The following is a 17,572-nucleotide window of genomic DNA, read 5'->3' on the forward strand; positions in this document are numbered from 1 at the left end:
GGGGGAGGTCGGGAGGGGGTCAAGCTTTTGATTTTGCGCCGAAGCACCGTAATCCCCAGAGGATTCCGTCATGAAATACCTCCACCTGATCTGGGCCGCGCTGTTCCGGCGCAAGACGCGCACCTTCCTCACCCTGGTGTCGATCGTCGCCGCGTTCCTGTTGTTCGGCATGCTCGACGCGGTGCGCACCGCGTTCGACTCCGGCAGCCAGAGCATCGCCGGCGTGAACCGGCTGATCACCTCGTCGCGCTACTCGATCATCCAGCCGCTGCCGGAATCACTGGGCTTGCGCATCGCCGCGATCCCCGGCGTGCGCGACGTCGGCCACGCGAACTGGTTCGGCGGCATCTACCAGGACCCGAAGAACTTCGTGTTCAGCTATGCGGTAAGCCCGAACTACCTCGACCTGTACCCGGAAATCCACCTGCCGGCCGGGCAGCGCAAGGCCTTCGACGACAACCGTACCGGCGCGGTGATCGGCGACAAGCTGGCGCAGAAGTACGGCTGGAAGGTCGGCGACAAGGTTCCGCTGCAGTCGACCATCTTCCCGCAGAAGAACGGCTCCAAGACCTGGACGTTCGACATCGAGGGCATCTTCACCGTCGAGAAGGGCGCCGCCAACGGGCTCGACCAGCTGTTCCTGCTGCACTGGAAATATTTCGACGAGGCCAATGCGTTCGGCAACGGCACGGTCGGCTGGTACGTCGACCGGCTGACCGACCCGGCACTGGGCGATCGCGTGGCGCAGGCGATCGACGCGCTGTCGGCCAACTCCGACCATGAAACCAAGACCCAGACCGAGCAGGCCTTTGGCGCCTCGTTCGCCAAGCAGCTGGGCGACATCGGCCTGATCGTCGGCTCGATCATGGGCGCGGTGTTCTTCACCCTGATCCTGCTGACCGCCAACACCATGGCGCAGGCGGTGCGCGAACGCACCGGCGAGCTGGCGGTACTCAAGACGATCGGTTTCTCCAGCACCAGCGTACTGGGACTGGTGTTGGCCGAATCGGTGCTGTTGCTGCTGATCGGTGGCGTGGTCGGACTGGGCCTGGCCGCCGTGCTGGCGCCGGCCATCGGCAAGGGCAGCGGCGGCATGATCAACCTGCCGCCGGTGGGCGCCGGCAGCTGGGCGATGGGCGTCGGTCTGATGATGCTGATCGGCCTGGTGGTGGGCGCGTTGCCGGCGTGGCGGGCGATGCGGCTGAACATCGTCGATGCGCTGGCTGGCCGCTGAGGAGAATCGGACATGCGCAAATTCAAGTCATTCCTGCGCGGCCTCGGCCTGGTCGCGATCGTGATCGCGGGCCTGTGGATCTGGTCCCGGTTGCCGTGGCCCGCCGTGCTGCTGCTGGTGCTGCTGCTGGCGCTGTGGCTGGTACTGACCCGGCGTGGCCGGCAGACGCTCTCGATCACCAGCGTGGGCATCAGCACATTGCGCCAGCGCATCGGCGCCTCGCTGGTGGTGGTGGTCGGCATTGCCGGCGTGGTCGGCGTGCTGGTGGCGATGCTGGCGATGGGCGAGGGCTTCCAGAGCACCCTGCAGCAGACCGGCTCGGACGACACCGCGATCGTGCTGCGCGGCGGCTCCAACGCCGAGCTCAACTCGGTGCTCGATCGCGACAGCGTCAACGTGGTCATCCAGGCGCCCGGCGTGGCGCGTAGTGCCGACGGCAAGCCGGTGGCCTCGGCCGAACAGTCGGTGGTCGCCAACCTGCCCAAGCGCAACGATCCCAGCGTGGAGGCGAACGTGCCGATCCGCGGTGTCGGCGACGAGGCGTGGACCTTGCGGCCGAACGTGAAGATCGTGCAGGGTCGCCGCTTCCAGCCCGGCCTGCGTGAGCTGGTGGTGGGACAGGGCGCGATGCAGCAGTTCGCCGGACTGGACGTGGGCCGGAAACTGCGCCTGGCCGGGCAGGAATGGTCCATCGTGGGCGAGTTCGTTTCCGGCGATTCGCACGACTCGGAACTGTGGGGCGATGCGCAGACGGTGGCCTCGGCCTATCGCCGCGGCAGCAGCGTGCAATCCGTGACCGTGCGGCTGACCTCGCCGCAGGCGTTCGATGCATTCAAGGCCGCGCTGTCCAGCGACCCGCGCCTGAAGGTCGACGTCAGCACCACCCGCGAGTACTTCAGCAAGCAGTCCGAAAACCTGACCAAGGTGATCCGCGTCGTCGGCATCACCGTAGGCGTGATCATGGCGATCGGCGCGATCTTCGGCGCACTCAACACCATGTTCGCCGCGATCGCCGCGCGCGCCCGCGAGATCGCTACCTTGCGCGCGATCGGTTTCCGCGGTCTGCCGGTGGTGGTCTCGGTGTTGATCGAGACCATGCTGCTGGCGCTGCTCGGCGGCGTGCTCGGCGGGCTGGTCAGCTGGCTGATCTTCAACGGCTACACCGCGTCCACCCTCGGCGCGAACTTCAGCCAGGTGGTGTTCCAGTTCAAGGTCTCGCCGGAACTGCTGTGGCTGGGCATCAAGTGGGCTATGGCGATCGGCTTCGTCGGCGGCCTGTTTCCCGCCGTGCGCGCCGCGCGACTGCCGGTGACCACCGCGCTGCGTGAGTCGTAACGCCGGCGGCGAGGTGGTTCGGGGCGTCCGGCTTCGTAGGGCGGGCACCGCCCGCCGCTCTTCATCAATGGGATGCAGAAGCTGGCGGGCATTGCCCGCCCTACGTCTGTTCTAGGGCATCACCGGCGGCACGTAGCTCAGCGTCAAGCCCAGCAGCCACAGCAAGCCCAGCACCAGCGGCACGTGCACGACCAGTTGCACGAAGGTGTAGCCGACCACGTCGCGCGCCTTCAGCCCCAGCACGCCGAGCAGCGGCAGCATCCAGAACGGGTTGATCAGGTTCGGCAGCGCCTCGGCGGCGTTGTACACCTGCACGGCCCAGCCCAGGTGCACGTGCAGGTCGTTCGCTGCCTGCATCACGTACGGCGCCTCGACCAGCCACTTGCCGCCACCGGAGGGCACGAAGAAACCCAGCACCGCCGAGTACGCGCCCATCACCGCCGGAAAGCTCTCCTGGCCGGCCACCTGCACGAACAGGTGCGACAACCGATGCGCCAGGGTGGCGCCATCGGCGCCGGGCACGTGGGTGAGCAGCGCGGCGATGCCGCCGTACAGCGGGAACTGGATCAGCACGCCGGACGTGCTCGGCACCGCGCGGCTCACCGCGTCGAGAAAGCTGCGCGGACGCCAGTGCAGCAGGATGCCCAGGGTGAGGAACAGGAAGTTGTAGGTGTTGAGGTTCGCGATCGCGGTGACCGCCGGCTTGCTGGCGAACTCGTGGCCGAGCCAGCCCAGCCCCAGCAAACCGATCGCCAGCGACAGCAGCGGGCTGTATTCCAGCCACTCGCCCGGGCGCGTGCGCGGCGGCAGCATCGGGGTCGAGGTTTCGCCCACGTCGAAATCTTTCGAAGTGCGCGCGTTCGCATCCGACGGCGCCGTAGTCCAGCAGATCAGCAGCGACACCACGATGAGCACCGCGGTCAGCACGATCGACTGCCACAGGAAGATGGTCTGGCTGAACGGCAGCACGCCGGTGATCGCCAGCAGCCCCGGGGGCATGCTGGCCGGATTCGCCTGCAGCTGCGCGGCCGAGGAGGACAGGCCCATCGCCCAGATCGCGCCCAGGCCGAGATACGCGGCCGCGCCGGCCGCACGGTAATCCATGCGCAGGTCGTTGCGCCGCGCCAGCGCGCGTACCAGCAACCCGCCGAACACCAGCGAGAAACCCCAGGAGAGCAGCGAGGCCAGCATGCTGACCAGCGCGATGTACACGATCGCCCCGCGCCCGCTGCGTGGCGCCCGCGCCAGCACGTCGATGAAGCGCGCCACCACCGGCGCGGTGGCCAGCACGTAGCCACCGATCACCACGAAGGCCATCTGCATGGTGAATGGGATCAGGCTCCAGAAACCGTCGCCGAACGCGGTGACCGTCGCCATCGGCGTGGCGCCGAAGGCGAATGCCGCCAGCGCCACCACCAGCACGCCCAGCGCGGCGAACACCCACGCGTCGGGAAACCAGCGCTCCGCCCACGCCGCGCTGCGCAATGCCGCGCGCGCCATCCAGCCGTCCTGTGATGTGTTCATGCCGTTCTCCGCCGGTGAATCGCGCCATCGTCGCGCCGCTGCGGATGGGCAGGCAAGCCGACGATGGTCACCCCCCGCTTCAATGAAGCAAAGCGGCGTCGCCACCGGCGACGCCTCGTTCGCCCTTCCCCCTGCAAGGCAGGGGGAAGTTGGAAGGGGGCAACGCTCCCGGCGAAGAGCCACCCCACCCCGACCCTCCCCTGCTTCGCAGGGGAGGGAGCAGAAGCATGCAGCCTCGGGCTCGGCCCCTCCCCTGCGCAGCAGGGGAGGGAGCAGGGCGCGCAGCTCCGGGCTCGGTCCCTCCCCCTGCGCAGCAGGGGGAGGTCAGGAGGGGGTGCGCTTTTGATCTTGGCTCTAGAGCGAAGAGCCACCCCACCCCGACCCTCCCCTGCTTCGCAGGGGAGGGAGCAGAAGCATGCGGCCGCGGGCTCGGTCCCTCCCCCTGCGAAGCAGGGGAGGGAGCAGGGCGTGCAGCTTCGGGATCGGTCCCTCCCCCTGCGCAGCAGGGGGAGGTCAGGAGGGGGTGCGCCCCTGATCTACCGCTTCTGCTTTGCCAGCGTGATCACTGCCACGCCGGCCAGGATGATCGCCATGCCGGTCAGGTCGAACGGCCCCACGTGCTCGCCGGCCAGCAGCACGCCGAACAGCACCGCCACCGGCGGGTTCACGTAGGCGTAGCTGGTGGCCAGCGCCGGGCGCGCGTGCTTGAGCACGTACAGGTAGGCGCTGAACGCGACGATCGAGCCGAACACCGCCAGGTAGGCGATCGCCAGGGTGGAGCGCAGGCTCGGATGCACCGGCAGCCGTTCGCCGCTGAGCAGAGCGAAGCCGAGCAGCGCGACGCTGCCGCAGATCATCTGCGCGGCAGTGTTCATCGGGCCCGGCGGCATCACCTTGCGCCGGCTCCACACCGAGCCGAACGCCCACGCCGCCGCGGCCACCAGCAGGGCCGCCGCGCCGATCGTCGAACCGGCCAGGCTGCTGCCCAGGTTCAGCACGATCACGCCGGCGAATCCGATCGCCAGGCCGATACTCTCGCGCCGGCGCGGCCACTCGCCGTACAGGCCGGAAAACAGCGCAGCGAACAGCGGCATGCTGGCCACCGCCACGGCGGCGATCCCCGAGCTCACCCGCTGCTCGGCGAAACACACCAAACCGTTGCCCAGGCCGAGCAGCAGCAGGCCGGTGACCGCCGCGTTGCGCCACTGCTCACGCGTCGGCGGGGGCATGCCGCGCCAGCGCAGGAAGCCGTACAGCGCCACGCCGGCGCCCAGGAAGCGCACGCCGGCGAGCAGGAACGGCGGCCAGCTTTCCAGCGCGAAACGGATACCCAGGTAGGTCGAGCCCCAGATCACGTACAGCGCGAGCAGCGCCAGCGGAATCAGGATGCGGGGATCAGTCAGGCTGCGCGGCGTTTCGGCCGCGACGGAGGCAGGGGTATCGGACATGGGGGCGGATCGTGTGGGGATCGCGCATTATCCGCGCGGACTGCTCAATGCGCGACGGGGCGACCCTGCCGAACCACCACGAACTCGCCTTCCAGCACGGCCGGCTGTGCGTTGGACGCCACCGGCTTCGCCGGCGCGCGGCCCTGCTTCCACTGGCGCACGGCCAGCAGCACGACACCGCCGACCAGCAACACGCCGGCCACTACCAGGCCGAACACCAGCAGCACGCCCAGCACCGCCACGCCGAGCAGCAGCGACAGGGCACGGGCCAGCGGATGACGGGGGCGACGCAGGGAAGGCAGGGCGAAGTACATGTGTTAAAAATCCGTGTGGTAAAATCAACGACTTATGCGTGCAACCATGGGGCCATCCGCCCCGCGAGGCAAGTGCCGATGGATACATTCACTCCCATCGAATCGCTGGACCGGCAGGCGCTGTGCCGGTTGGACGAGATCCCCGACGGCGGCGCCACCGCCGTCGACGCCCACCTGCCCGACGGCGAGGAAAGCCTGATCCTGCTGCGCCGGGGCGGCGAAGTGCGCGGTTACCTCAACGTCTGCCCCCATGCCGGCCGCCGCCTCGACTACGCCCCCGGCAAGTTCCTGCTGAAAAACGACACCCTGACCTGCGCCGTGCACGGCGCCACCTTCAACCAGGGCGACGGCCTGTGCATCGCCGGCCCCTGCCGCGGCGAGCATCTGCGCGCGGTGGCGGTGCAGGTGGAAGCAGGCGAGGTGCGGTTGGGCTGAGAGCTGGCCAGGGCGAAGAGCGACCCCACCCCGGCCCTCCCCTGCGATGCAGGGGAGGGAGCAGAGCGTGCGGCTGCGGGCCCGGTCCCTCCCCCTGCGCAGCAGGGGGAGGTCAGGAGGGGGTGCGCTTTTGATCCTGGCTCGGGCGAAGAGCGACCCCACCCCGGCCCTCCCCTGCGATGCAGGGGAGGGAGCAGGGCGCGCAGCTGCGGGCCCGGTCCCTCCCCCTGCGCAGCAGGGGGAGAGAGCAGGGCCTTGCTATTCGGTGATCTTCTGCAGGTTGTCCTCGAGCAGGTCGCCGGCGCGCTCGCTGGTCAGGTCGTACAGGTTGTAGCGCTTGCCCAGGCGGGCGCCGCCGTCGCGAAGCAGCGGTTGCCACAGGATGTTGGCGCTGCCGGCGTGCGAGCGGGGCAGCATCAGGTCGAACGGGATCGAGAGGTAGATGCCCTTGTCGAAACTGCCTTCGCCGAATTGCCGGGACGAGACGTCGGTGAAGGTGGCGTAGGCGCCCATCCGCACGCCGTTGCGGAAGCTGCGCGAGACGTCGATGGTGCTGCCCCAGTCGCCGGCCAGGTAGCGGCCGTAGCTGAGCGCCAGGGTCACGTCCTTGTAGCCGAGGTCGAAATAGCCGGTCACGTGGCCGGTGGCGACGTGGTAGCGGCGGAACGAGAAGTCCTGGTCGAAGCCGCGCTGCCTCACCCAGTTCGCGTCGGCGCCGATCGCCCAGCGCTCGCCCAGCGGGCGGTACAGCACCTCGCCGCCCACGCCGCCGTACATGCTTTCCAGCATGCCGCCGTAGAGCAGGCCGTACAGGTCGGCGCCCAAGCGACGGCTGGCGGTGAGCTGGAACACCGGCATGGTGACGCGCGCGCCGGTCAGGTACTCGCGCACGTAGGTGCGCACGCGCGGCAGGTTGCTTGGCGCGTCGTACTTGAAGCGGTCGTAGTTGTTCAGCAGGTTCGCGTTGAAGCTGCCGCTCCACCACAGGTTGGGGGTGAAGTGGAAGTTCGCGTCGTAGTTCGCATAGATCTGGTACAGGATGAACGCGTCCGGACCGCCCAGCGACTGCGCGTAACCCAGCGAGAGATTGCCGTCGAATTTCTTCGGGGTGGCCCGGTACAGCACTTCCTCGCGTTGCGGCAGCGGCACGCCCTGCTCGACGCTGCGGCGGAACGCCGGCAGGTCGATGCGGTGGTCGAGCAGTTCGTCGAAGCGTTGCCGGTGCACGCTGGTGGCCACGACCGGCATGCCCGCACCGGTGGCTACCACGGTGTACCAGTCGGTGCCCGGCGCCAGCTGGTTGTCCAGTATGCGGGCGGTGCGTCCCAGCGCCTTGGCCGGGTAGAAATAGCGCTGCTGCTCGCCGGTCACCCGCACTTCGCTGCCGCGGCGGGTGATCGCCGCGACCTCGATGCCGGCGTTGTCGCGCAACTGTTTGCTCACTGACGGCCAGTCGACCTGTTGCGGCGACTGCGTGGGCGGCTTGGCCGCGCGTGCCGGCGGCGGCGGGTCGAGCAGCTTGGCCGGCCCGGCACTTTGCGCCAGATTGGTGTGCAGGGTGAAGCCGAACGCCGCCACGCGGCCGCGCTCCAGCGCCAGGCTCAGGTCGACGTTGCGGTTGAGCCGGTACACCGCGCCCAGATTGATCGGCGTGCGCTGCGGCTGGTTGTTGCCCTGCGGTTCGTGCCGGTAGTCGTTGCCCTCGTACTCCAGCTTCAGCAGCAGCGGCTGCCACGGCGTCTGGTAACTGATGCCGCCGAAGAACGCGGCGCGCCCGCGGAAATAGTCGTGACTGTTGAGGTTGCCGACGACTTCCCCGCTCGTTCGTCCCGGCCGCGTATCGAACCGGTCGCTGATGAGCGACAGCGGGTTGCGGATGTCGCCGCGGTTGCCCAGGTAACCCCACGCCAACCCGAGACTGGCGTCGATCGGCCCGAAGCGCTTGCTGGCCACCACGTACTCGCCGGAGAACAGGCCCGTCCCGCCAAGATCGCGCACGCCCACCGACAGCGCCGGCAGCCAATGGCTCTCGCGCCACAGCCGGACCTTGGCGTCGATCGACTTGTCCTTGTAGCTCTGGTTGCCCGCGATGCGGCCATACAGGCGATTGCCGATGCTGATGTAGCGGAAGCTGCCTTCCAGCCACGGCAGCGGCTGCAGCGTGAAGTTGTAGCGCGTGTACGGCGAGGTGCGGCTGGCGGTGAACGCCACCTCGCCCTCGTCGGCCATCCGCGCGGTCGGCGTCTGCAACAAGCCGGCGCCGCCGAAGTCGCTCTGCGTCGGTGCGCTTTGCGCATGCACCGCGCACGTCACCAGCCACCCGGCCAGTGGCAGCAGGCAGGTGCAGTGGCGGCGGAGGTGCTGGAGGGTGTTCAACGGTGCGGATTCCCGTGCTGTCGTTGCGCGGAGCGGGCGAAGACATCAAGAGCGACCCCACCCCGGCCCTCCCCTGCTGCGCAGGGGAGGGAGTGGTTCTGAGGGAGGGAGCGGCTCTGAGGGAGGGAGTGGCTCTGAGGGAGGGAGCGACTCTGAGGGAGGGAGCGGCTCTGCTCCTCCCCCTGCGTGCAGGGGGAGGCCGGGAGGGGGTGACGCTCTTCGCGACCCACCATCATTCCGCGCCCGCCCCCGGCAACACCTGCGTGGCGAGGAAAGCCGCGATGTCGTCATTCAACCTCGCGTCGACCTTGCCCGCCGCGCGCTCGCGCAAAGGCACGTAGATGACCGCGCCCGGCGCCAGCGCCAGCGGCGCACTGCGATTCCACAGCGCGATCCCCTGCACGAACACCCGGCCGTCCGGTTCGATCACGTAGAGGCTGTCTGCGTCCGCGTCGTCGCCGACCTTGCACGAAGCGAGGTACAGCCGCGCATCCTGCAACGGCACCAGCGGCAGCGTGCACGGCTGCCGCACGGCGCCGACCACGCGGACGGTGGCGGGGCGCCGCGGGTAGTACAGCCGGTCGCCGCTGGCGAGCGGGCGATTCTCCGCAGCATTCACTTCCACCACGCGCGGGTCGAGCAGGGCGGGCGCCTGGCGGCCAGTGACCGGCAGGGAATCGATCCAGCCCGCCATCGCGCCGGCGGTCGCGGCCAGTTCCTGCCGGCCATCGGCACGTGCCTGCCGCTGCAGGCTGGCAAGGTCGAACAGCACGCCGGCCTTCAGCCGCTGCTGCGCGGCCAGCAGGCCTGGCCGCAGCCATGCCGCGCCCAGCAGGTAGGCCTGTGGCAGCGGGCGGGCGGCGAGCGCCGCGTCGCTGAGCCGGGCGCCGTCGGCCAGTTCGAGGCGACCGGCATGCGCCACCGCGCCGCCGGCCTGCACCTGCACGGTGGCGGCGATGCCCGGGCAGGCCAGCATCAGCAGTACGCACAGTACGCGGTTCACGGCGACGGCTCCCGGTACGGGCGCAATTGCACCAGTTGCAGGGTCAGTCCCGGCGCCACCTGCTGCTCGCTCTTCCAGATGAAGCCGTCGCGCGGATCCACCCAGTAATGATTGCGGGTGCGGTAATGCAGGGCCGGTGCGCTGAGTTGTTCGTCCACGCGCAGCACGTCGCGGGTGGTGCCGAGGATGCTGATCCGTTCGTGGCCGGCCGGGGTCAGCGTGGCGTCCACCGGCACGCCGTAGCGGTAGCCAGGCGACCAGTCCGTGTCCACGCGGTACGTCACCGGTGCGGTGAGCGTGTGCAGGCCGCGCGCGAACGGATCGTCCGCGGGCAGCTGCAGGCCGTCGAGGTTCTGGCCGAGGCCGCCGGTCTGCACCACGCGGCCGTGTTCGAGGAACACCACCACGCCATGGCTGCCGTACCAGGCCTGGCGTCGTCCATCCAGGTTGCCCAGGATCAGCACTGCGCTGCCCTGCGGACTGGTCGCCAGCAACTGGTAGTACGGCCTGGCCGCGACCTCGGCGGCGCCGGGCTGCACCTGCGGTCGGCCGTGCATGGCCAGCTTCATGGTGCTGATCGACGAACGCGACAGGTCGCTGCAGCCGTGCACGCCCAGCAGCAACAGCGGCCACGCGAACAGCAGGCGGCGCCAGGCCGGCATCGTGCGTCCGGCAGCCGAACATGCCTTCGGCGCCGTGGTGCGCACGGTGTGGGTCAGCTGATCCGGTGGCAAGCCTGGTTCCCCTTTCTTGAAATCGGGTACAGCGTAACTTCGTAGGGCGGGCACGGCCCGCCGTCTTTTCGACAAATTCCCATGGGCTGCGCACTTGTGGCGGGCAGTGCCCGCCCTACGGGATGGGCGCGCGGCTCCGGCAACAGCGTTCAGAGATCCTTGTTCACGTTGGCCGCGTTGCTGATCAGGCCGGAGAACGGCAACAGCTGGCTGACGAAGCGGTTCCAGCGGGTGATGCCGGCCGCGCCCACGAACACCACGTCGCCCGGCTTCACCTTGAACTGGTCGGCCAGCGCAAACGCGGCCGGCGACTTGGCGTCCAGCTGGAACACCTGTGCCGGCGCCTGCTCGAGGTCCTTCACGCCACGGATCACGTACACCGCCTTGCCCTTGGCGCTGAGCGGGTTGAGCCCGCCGGCGCGGCCCAGCGCCTGGGTCAGGGTGAGGTCGGAAGTCTTGAAGCTGATCGCCAGCGGCCTGATCACCTCACCCACCACGTAGGCTTCCTGGCGGTCGTTGTACGGCAGGAACAGGCGGTCGCCCGGCTTCAGGTAGATGTCCTGCGCCACGTTCTCGCCATCGTTCAGCGCATCCAGGTCCAGGCGGTAGTCATGGCCGTCGCGGCTCAGCACCAGGCTGGACAGGTTCGCCTGAGCGGTATTGATGGTGGCCGTGCCCAGCGCCTGAGCCAAGGTCAGCGGCACCGCGGTGATCGGCTGCGGATCGGTTTTCACGAACGCGCCCTGCAGCAGTACGCGCTGGCTCTGGTAGCCGATCACGCTGACGTCGACCTGCGGCTTCTCGACGTAGGCGGCCAGCTTGTCGCTGATCGCCTCGCGCAGTTGCTCGATGGTCATGCCGGCGACTTTCAGCGTGCCCACGTACGGATAGAACAGCGTGCCGTCCGAGCGCACCAGGCGGCCGTTGGCCAGCGTCTGCTGCTGCGGGCCGGCCGGCGAGGTCAGCTCCGGGTGTTCCCACACCGTGATGTACAGCGTGTCGCCGGCACCGATCCGGTACGGTTCCGGCTGGTACGCCAGCAGCGCCGGCGGCACCGCCGCGGCCTGCGCGCTGGCGCGATCCATCGCCAGCAGTTTCGGGGTGATCGGGATCAGTTCGACCTGGCTGTTGTCCGCCGAATCACCACGAGACAGGCTGCTGGTGGACAGGTGCTGCCCCGGTGCCAGCGCGCAGCCATGCAACAGGGCTGCGCAGGCCATCAGGGTCAGGGCAGGGAGTATTTTCACGATCAAAGGGCCCCATGGGTTCGTGGGAAAACGATGGACACGCTGAAACGCCGGGCGGGCTCGGCACGTTGTGATCTATGCGGGTCGCGGAAGCTGTGGGTACCGTAGTACCGGGATCCGGGAAGCATGCGGCTGAAAAGTATAGCTGCCACCGATGAAAGCACCATGTGTCGCGCTGCCCTGCGAAGCTGAGCCACCCCACCTCCCGTTCGTCTTGAGCCTGTCGAAGGATGGGCGCTAGGCATGCCGGGCGATGGGCTGGTTTCCGCAAGCGCCGTTCGGGCGGCTTGCGCCGGGGCAGGAGCGAAAGCGGCCTTGCCACTCCTCTGCCCAGTAGGCGCCGAGCTAGCAGCTTTTGCTCCCTCCCCTGCTTGCAGGGGAGGGCTGGGGTGGGGTCGCTCTTGATCTTCCCCGCCACCCGGAGCCACCCCCTCCCAACCTCCCCCTGCCAAGCAGGGGGAGGAGCGAAAAGCGGCGCTGTCCCTTCTCTGCAAGCAGGAGGAAGGAGCGAAAAGCGGCCTTGCTCCCTCCCCTGCAAAGCAGGGGAGGGCCGGGGTGGGGTCGCTCTTGATCTTCCCCGCCACCCGGAGCCACCCCCTCCCAGCCTCCCCCTGCCAAGCAGGGGGAGGAGCGAAAAGCGGCGCTGTCCCTTCTCTGCAAGCAGGAGGAAGGAGCGAAAAGCGGCCTTGCTCCCTCCCCTGCAAAGCAGGGGAGGGCCGGGGTGGGGTCGCTCTTGATCTTCCCGCCACCCGGAGCCACCCCCTCCCAACCTCCCCCTGCCAAGCAGGGGGAGGAGCGAAAGCGGCGTTGTCCCTCCTCTGCAAGCAGGAGGAAGGAGCGAAAAGCGGCCTTGCTCCCTCCCCTGCAAAGCAGGGGAGGGCTGGGGTGGGGTCGCTCTTGATCTTCGCCCACAAAAAAGCCGCGCCGGGCAAGCGAGCCCGGCGCGGCTTTTCGAACCAACGCAACCGCTCAGTTCGTACCGGTGGTGCCGGTCGGGGGCGGCGTGCTGGTCTTGTGGTCGTTGCCGCCACCGCCAGCGGCGATCACGGCGCCGAGTACGGCCACGCCGCCGATCACGTAGAACGGGGTCATCTCGCCCAGCGACTGCGCGGTGGCGCCCTTCGCACCCGGCACGGACGGCGCCGGCGCAGCCTGCGGCTGCGGCTGGTCGGCCGGCGGGGCGGACTGGGCCAGCGCTGAACCCATCAGGCCCGTGGCCAGCAGTGCAACGATCAGATTCTTCATGGATGATCCCCCGGTTGGCCCCCTCCGACCATGGAGGGCAGGCACGTCACCGCCGAGTATAGCCACATTCGGACCGGTGGGGGTACGCGCGGCGGGCGGTCGCCGAATGGGCGGCTTCGGCTATCATGCCGAGCTTGCCGGAGCCGGTGCGTCCGCCGTGGACGCCCCGCCAGCCCGGCCCGCCGGCATGAAACGCCAGCGGGGAAGGTAGAAGAACAGGACGCCTGTTGCCGCGGTCCTTCCGCGGGGAGCGAGGGCGTGTCGTGGCGAGCGCCGGATGGCCCGATCCGTCCCCGCCCCGTATTCGAGGAGTGATCCAGCACCGTGTTCAAACGGATCTTGACCGTCTGCATCGGCAACATCTGTCGCAGCCCGACGGCCGAATACCTGTTGCGCGCGCGGCTGGCGTCCCGCGATATCCGGGTGGCCAGCGCCGGGCTGGGCGCGATGACGGGGCACCCGATGGACGCCACCGCACTGCAGCTGCTGGCCGAACACGGCATCGACGGCACGGCCCACTGCGCGCGCCAGCTCGACGTCGGCATGCTGCGCGAGGCCGACCTGGTGCTGGGCATGGAAAAAAGCCACGCGGACGCGATGATCCGCATGGCCCCGGAAGCCAGCGGCAAGATCTTCGTATTCGACAAGTGGTTGCAGGGGCGCGACATCCCCGACCCGTACCGCCAGCAGCGCCCCGCGTTCGAGCACGTCTACGGCCTGATCGAGCAGGGCGTAGAAAGCTGGTTGCGCTACCTGTAGCCCGCATTCCCCTTTCCAGAGACGATCCCGCATGACCGTTACGCAAACCCCGGCGCCAGCCGACGACGAAATCGACCTGGGCGAGCTGCTCGGCACCCTGGTCGACCACAAGTGGCTGATCATCCTGGTCACCGGCGCGTTCTTCGTGATCAGCGTGGCCTATGCCCTGCTGGCCACGCCGATCTACCGGGCCAACGCGGTCGTGCAGGTCGAGCAGAAGGTGCCCAGCCTGCCGGGCCTCAGCGACATCGCCAGCACGCTGGGCTCCTCCACCTCGCAGGCCACCACCGAGATCGCGCTGATCACCTCGCGCACCGTGGTCGGCGCGGCCGCCGACAACCTCAAGCTCGCCATCGAAGTCAAGCCGCGGCACTTCCCGCTGGTCGGCGCTTTCATCGCCCGCCGCTACACGGCGGACCAGGCCGGCACGGTGGCTCCGCCGCTGCTGGGCATGAACAGCTACGACTGGGGCGGCGCCGCACTGGACGTTTTCCAGCTCGACGTGCCGGCCCGCCTGCTGGACAAGTCGCTGACCCTGGTGGCCGGCCGGCATGGCGCCTACACCCTGCGCGACGACGACGGCGACACCCTGTTCGCCGGCCAGGTCGGGCAGCCGGCCAGCGGCCACGGCGTGACCATCCAGGTGAAGGCGCTGGCCGCCAACCCCGGCACCCGCTTCGAGCTGATCCGCCACCGCGACCTGGCCGTGATCACCCAACTGCAGCAGGACATCAGCGCCAGCGAGCAGGGCAAGGACTCCGGCATCATCGCGCTGACCTACGACAACGCCGACCCGGTGCTGGCCACCGACCTGCTCGACCAGGTCAGCGAGCTCTACGTGCGCCAGAACGTGGAGCGCAACTCCGCCGAAGCCGCCAACAGCCTGAAGTTCGTCAAGGAACAGCTGCCCAACGTGCGCCGCGACCTGGAAAAGGCCACCGCCGCGCTGAACGCGTTCCAGACCCGCGCGCACTCGGTCGACATCACCATGCAGACCAAGGGCCTGCTGGACCAGACCGTCGCCATCGAAACCAGCATCCAGCAGCTGCGCATGCAGCAGGCCGACATCGAGCGCCGCTTCACCCCCGAGCACCCGGCGTACAAGGCGCTGATGCAGCAGATCGGCCAGCTGCAGGCGCAGAAGGAGGCGATGGAAAAGCAGGTCGGCACCTTGCCCGACACCCAGCAGGAACTGCTGCGGCTGACCCGCGACGTGCAGGTCAGCAACGAAACCTATACCAGCCTGCTCAACCAGGCGCAGCAGCTGGATATCGCCCGTGCCGGCACCGTCGGCAACGTGCGCGTCATCGACAAGGCCGCGGTAGACGTCACCCAGCCGGTGAAGCCGAAGAAGGCCGTCGTGGTGCTGGGCGGCAGCTTCCTCGGCGGCTTCCTGGCGGTGGCCTTCGTCTTCCTGCGCCAGATGCTGAGCCGTGGCGTGGAAGACCCCGCCGCCATCGAGCAGCTGGGGCTGCCGGTATACGCCTCGATCCCGCTGAGCGAGCAGGAGCGCAGCATCTCGTTGCGGGAAACCCGCCGCCGTGGCGACGGCCGGCAGCACCTGCTGGCGGTGACCTCGCCGGCCGACCTGGCCACCGAGGCGCTGCGCAGCCTGCGCACCAGCCTGCACTTCGCCCGGCTGGAGGCGAAGAACAACCTGCTGATGATCTCCGGTTCCAGCCCCGGCGCCGGCAAGACCTTCGTCTCGTCCAACCTGGGCGCGGTGATCGCCCAGGCCGGCCAGCGCGTGCTGCTGATCGACGCCGACATGCGCAAGGGCGGGCAGCACAAGGTGCTGGGCGGCAAGGCCGAGGGTGGCCTGTCCGAACTCATCGCCGGGCAGATCGACACCGCCGCGGCCATCCGCAAGGTGGAGAGCGTCGAGGGCATGCACTTCATCGCCCGCGGCAAGGTGCCGCCAAACCCGTCCGAACTGCTGATGCATGCCAACTTCACGGCCCTGCTGCACAAGCTGATGCCGCTGTACGACCTGATCATCCTCGACACCCCACCGATCCTGGCGGTGACCGATGCCGCCGTGATCGGCCAGCAGGCCGGCACCAGCCTGCTGGTGGTGCGCTTCGGCCTCAACCAGGCGCGCGAGATCGCACTGGCCCGGCAGCGCTTCCAGCAGAACGGCGTGGAGGTCAAGGGCGCCATCTTCAACGCGGTGGAGCGGCGCGCGGCGGGCTACTACTCCTATGGTTACTACGAATATCGCGGTGCAGCGTCCTGAGCGGGGCGGGTGACGATTTTTGTCGGCATTCGGTGCACAATGTGACGTTGATCACAAACGCGGGGCCTGGCTTGGTCCACGCGAACCGTGTGATATTCGACCGGAACCGGTGGCGACGCAGTCCCTGCGGATACAGGGATGGGTGGCCCGGTAGTTGCTTGACGTTGTTGCATGTGTTGTCGGACCGCGTAACGAGCTATCAAGGACGTGTGATGTTGCTGCTGACCTCAGGGGATTTCCGAACCCGCAGTTCGGAGACGATGTTCTTTTCGAAGTACGCCGCGCTTTTGCACATCCTGGTGCGGATGGGTGACGTGGCGATCGTGGTGCTCACCGCCTGCCTGGCCCATTGGGCCCGGTTCGACAGCCTGTTGCCGGCCGCACCCAGCAATTCCGCGGTGCTTCGCGTGCTGCTGCTGACCCTGCTGGTATTCCCGCTGTTCGGCCTCTACCGCAGCTGGCGTGGCGAGAGCCTGGGCGGGGAAGTGGCGCGCATGGCGCTGGCGTGGAGCACCGTCATGGTGACCCTGCTGCTGTCGGAATGGGCGGTCAAGAGCGTAGAGGACTATTCGCGGCTGTGGCTGGGCACCTGGTTCGTGGCGGCCCTGGCCCTGCTGGGCCTGCACCGCTGGGTGGGCCGCCGCCTGCTGGGCAGCATCCGCGCCCGCGGCATCGACGCGCGCAAGGTGGTGCTGGTGGGCGCCACCCACGCCGGCCGCCGGATCGTGGCCGCCGCACGCCAAAGCCCCTGGATGGGCCTGGACGTGATCGGTTACGTGCAGACCCCATACGACCAGCAGACCATCGCGGATGTTCCGTGCGCCGGCGATCTCGATGCCTTCATTGCCAGCCTGCAGCAGGACGCGCCGGACCAGGTCTGGGTGGCGCTGCCGATGCGCGCCGAGGCCGAAATCAAGCGCCTGCTGGATGCGACCAGCGAGCTGCCCACCACGATCCGGCTGGTGCCGGACCTGTTCGGCTACGAGCTGCTCAACCATCAGGCCTCCATGATCGCCGGGGTGCCGGTGATCACGCTGCGTGGCACCAGGGTCGAGGGCCACGCCCGGATCGCCAAGGCCGTCGAGGACCGCCTGCTCGCGCTGGTGATCCTTCTATTGCTGGCTCCGCTGATGGTACTGATCGCGATCGGCGTGAAGCTGAGTTCGCCCGGCCCCGTGCTCTATCGCCAGAAGCGCAACGGCCTGGGCGGCAAGGAGATCGACGTCTGGAAATTCCGCTCCATGCGCATGCATGTCGAGCCCGGCGGCCAGGTAACCCAGGCCACGGCCAACGACCCGCGGGTCACGCGGTTTGGCCGCTTCCTGCGCGCCAGCAGCCTCGACGAGTTGCCGCAATTCATCAACGTGCTGCAGGGGCAGATGTCGATCGTGGGGCCGCGGCCCCACGCCGTTGCGCACAACCACTACTTCCGCGAACGCCTTGATGGCTACATGCAGAGGTATGGCGTCAAACCGGGCCTGACCGGGTTGGCCCAGATCAGCGGCTTCCGTGGCGAAACCGATACCATCGAGAAGATGGCGAGGCGGGTCGAATGCGACATCGAGTACATCAAAAGCTGGTCGATCTGGCTTGATCTCAAGATCATCCTGCGCACACCGCGGGTATTGTTGAAACGCACCAACGCCTACTGAGTGATATGAAGGGGCTGGGCGACTGGGCTG

The 17,572-nt window shown here is 68.5% G+C and carries 14 protein-coding genes; 6 read left to right on the plus strand and 8 right to left on the minus strand.

Features of this window, described 5'->3' with window-relative positions; translation table 11 throughout:
* The first annotated feature begins 70 nt into the window (after positions 1 to 70).
* Positions 71 to 1,234 (plus strand): FtsX-like permease family protein, encoded by a 1,164-nt coding sequence (locus R5H19_RS02225; protein ID WP_318157339.1) that lies wholly within the window; start codon positions 71 to 73, stop codon positions 1,232 to 1,234.
* 12 nt (positions 1,235 to 1,246) lie between these two features.
* Positions 1,247 to 2,569, plus strand: a complete 1,323-nt coding sequence (locus R5H19_RS02230) for an ABC transporter permease (protein WP_318157340.1) — start codon at positions 1,247 to 1,249, stop codon at positions 2,567 to 2,569.
* Between the two features lie 111 nt (positions 2,570 to 2,680).
* On the opposite strand, the gene R5H19_RS02235 is transcribed toward R5H19_RS02230, so the two are convergent.
* The 3 genes from R5H19_RS02235 to R5H19_RS02245 all read right to left on the minus strand — a co-directional run bounded on the left by R5H19_RS02235 (position 2,681) and on the right by R5H19_RS02245 (position 5,855).
* Positions 2,681 to 4,093, minus strand: coding sequence for a TIGR00366 family protein (locus R5H19_RS02235; RefSeq protein ID WP_318157341.1), 1,413 nt, complete (start codon positions 4,091 to 4,093; stop codon positions 2,681 to 2,683).
* 536 nt (positions 4,094 to 4,629) lie between these two features.
* On the minus strand, positions 4,630 to 5,541 hold the full coding sequence (yedA, locus tag R5H19_RS02240; RefSeq protein ID WP_318157342.1) for a drug/metabolite exporter YedA: 912 nt from the start codon (positions 5,539 to 5,541) through the stop codon (positions 4,630 to 4,632).
* 44 nt (positions 5,542 to 5,585) lie between these two features.
* Positions 5,586 to 5,855: a hypothetical protein gene (locus R5H19_RS02245; protein WP_318157343.1), complete on the minus strand. Its 270-nt coding sequence runs from the start codon at positions 5,853 to 5,855 to the stop codon at positions 5,586 to 5,588.
* A gap of 78 nt (positions 5,856 to 5,933) precedes the next feature.
* On the opposite strand from R5H19_RS02245, the gene R5H19_RS02250 reads away from it, so the two are divergent.
* A complete protein-coding gene (locus tag R5H19_RS02250) occupies positions 5,934 to 6,290 on the plus strand; it encodes a Rieske 2Fe-2S domain-containing protein (protein ID WP_318157344.1) in 357 nt (118 codons plus the stop codon).
* 258 nt (positions 6,291 to 6,548) lie between these two features.
* Here R5H19_RS02250 and R5H19_RS02255 read toward each other — a convergent pair whose 3' ends face one another.
* From R5H19_RS02255 to R5H19_RS02275, 5 genes are all read right to left on the minus strand, one after another.
* Complete coding sequence (locus R5H19_RS02255; protein WP_318157345.1) at positions 6,549 to 8,666, minus strand: YjbH domain-containing protein; 2,118 nt, start codon at positions 8,664 to 8,666, stop codon at positions 6,549 to 6,551.
* Between the two features lie 232 nt (positions 8,667 to 8,898).
* Complete coding sequence (locus R5H19_RS02260) at positions 8,899 to 9,669, minus strand: capsule biosynthesis GfcC family protein (protein WP_318157346.1); 771 nt, start codon at positions 9,667 to 9,669, stop codon at positions 8,899 to 8,901.
* Entirely contained in the window at positions 9,666 to 10,403 is a 738-nt protein-coding gene (locus R5H19_RS02265) for a YjbF family lipoprotein (RefSeq protein ID WP_318157347.1), read from the minus strand. The genes R5H19_RS02260 and R5H19_RS02265 overlap by 4 nt, the downstream gene beginning before the upstream one ends.
* A 149-nt stretch (positions 10,404 to 10,552) precedes the next feature.
* Positions 10,553 to 11,572 (minus strand): polysaccharide biosynthesis/export family protein, encoded by a 1,020-nt coding sequence (locus R5H19_RS02270; protein WP_318158136.1) that lies wholly within the window; start codon positions 11,570 to 11,572, stop codon positions 10,553 to 10,555.
* A gap of 1,047 nt (positions 11,573 to 12,619) precedes the next feature.
* The gene (locus R5H19_RS02275) at positions 12,620 to 12,895 is read right to left on the minus strand and encodes a hypothetical protein (protein WP_318157348.1); all 276 of its coding nucleotides are present in this window, start codon (positions 12,893 to 12,895) and stop codon (positions 12,620 to 12,622) included.
* Positions 12,896 to 13,219: 324 nt separating this feature from the next.
* Here R5H19_RS02275 and R5H19_RS02280 point away from each other — a divergent pair, with 324 nt between their 5' ends.
* The 3 genes from R5H19_RS02280 (at position 13,220) to R5H19_RS02290 (ending at position 17,542) form a co-directional block, all read left to right on the plus strand.
* On the plus strand, positions 13,220 to 13,654 hold the full coding sequence (locus tag R5H19_RS02280; RefSeq protein WP_318157349.1) for a low molecular weight protein-tyrosine-phosphatase: 435 nt from the start codon (positions 13,220 to 13,222) through the stop codon (positions 13,652 to 13,654).
* A 31-nt stretch (positions 13,655 to 13,685) separates the two neighbouring features.
* Positions 13,686 to 15,890, plus strand: coding sequence for a polysaccharide biosynthesis tyrosine autokinase (locus tag R5H19_RS02285; RefSeq protein WP_318157350.1), 2,205 nt, complete (start codon positions 13,686 to 13,688; stop codon positions 15,888 to 15,890).
* A 260-nt stretch (positions 15,891 to 16,150) separates the two neighbouring features.
* The gene (locus tag R5H19_RS02290) at positions 16,151 to 17,542 is read left to right on the plus strand and encodes an undecaprenyl-phosphate glucose phosphotransferase (protein ID WP_318157351.1); all 1,392 of its coding nucleotides are present in this window, start codon (positions 16,151 to 16,153) and stop codon (positions 17,540 to 17,542) included.
* The last annotated feature ends 30 nt before the right edge of the window (positions 17,543 to 17,572 follow it).

It is taken from the genome of Rhodanobacter sp. KK11, from assembly GCF_033345435.1.
Lineage (GTDB): Bacteria > Pseudomonadota > Gammaproteobacteria > Xanthomonadales > Rhodanobacteraceae > Rhodanobacter.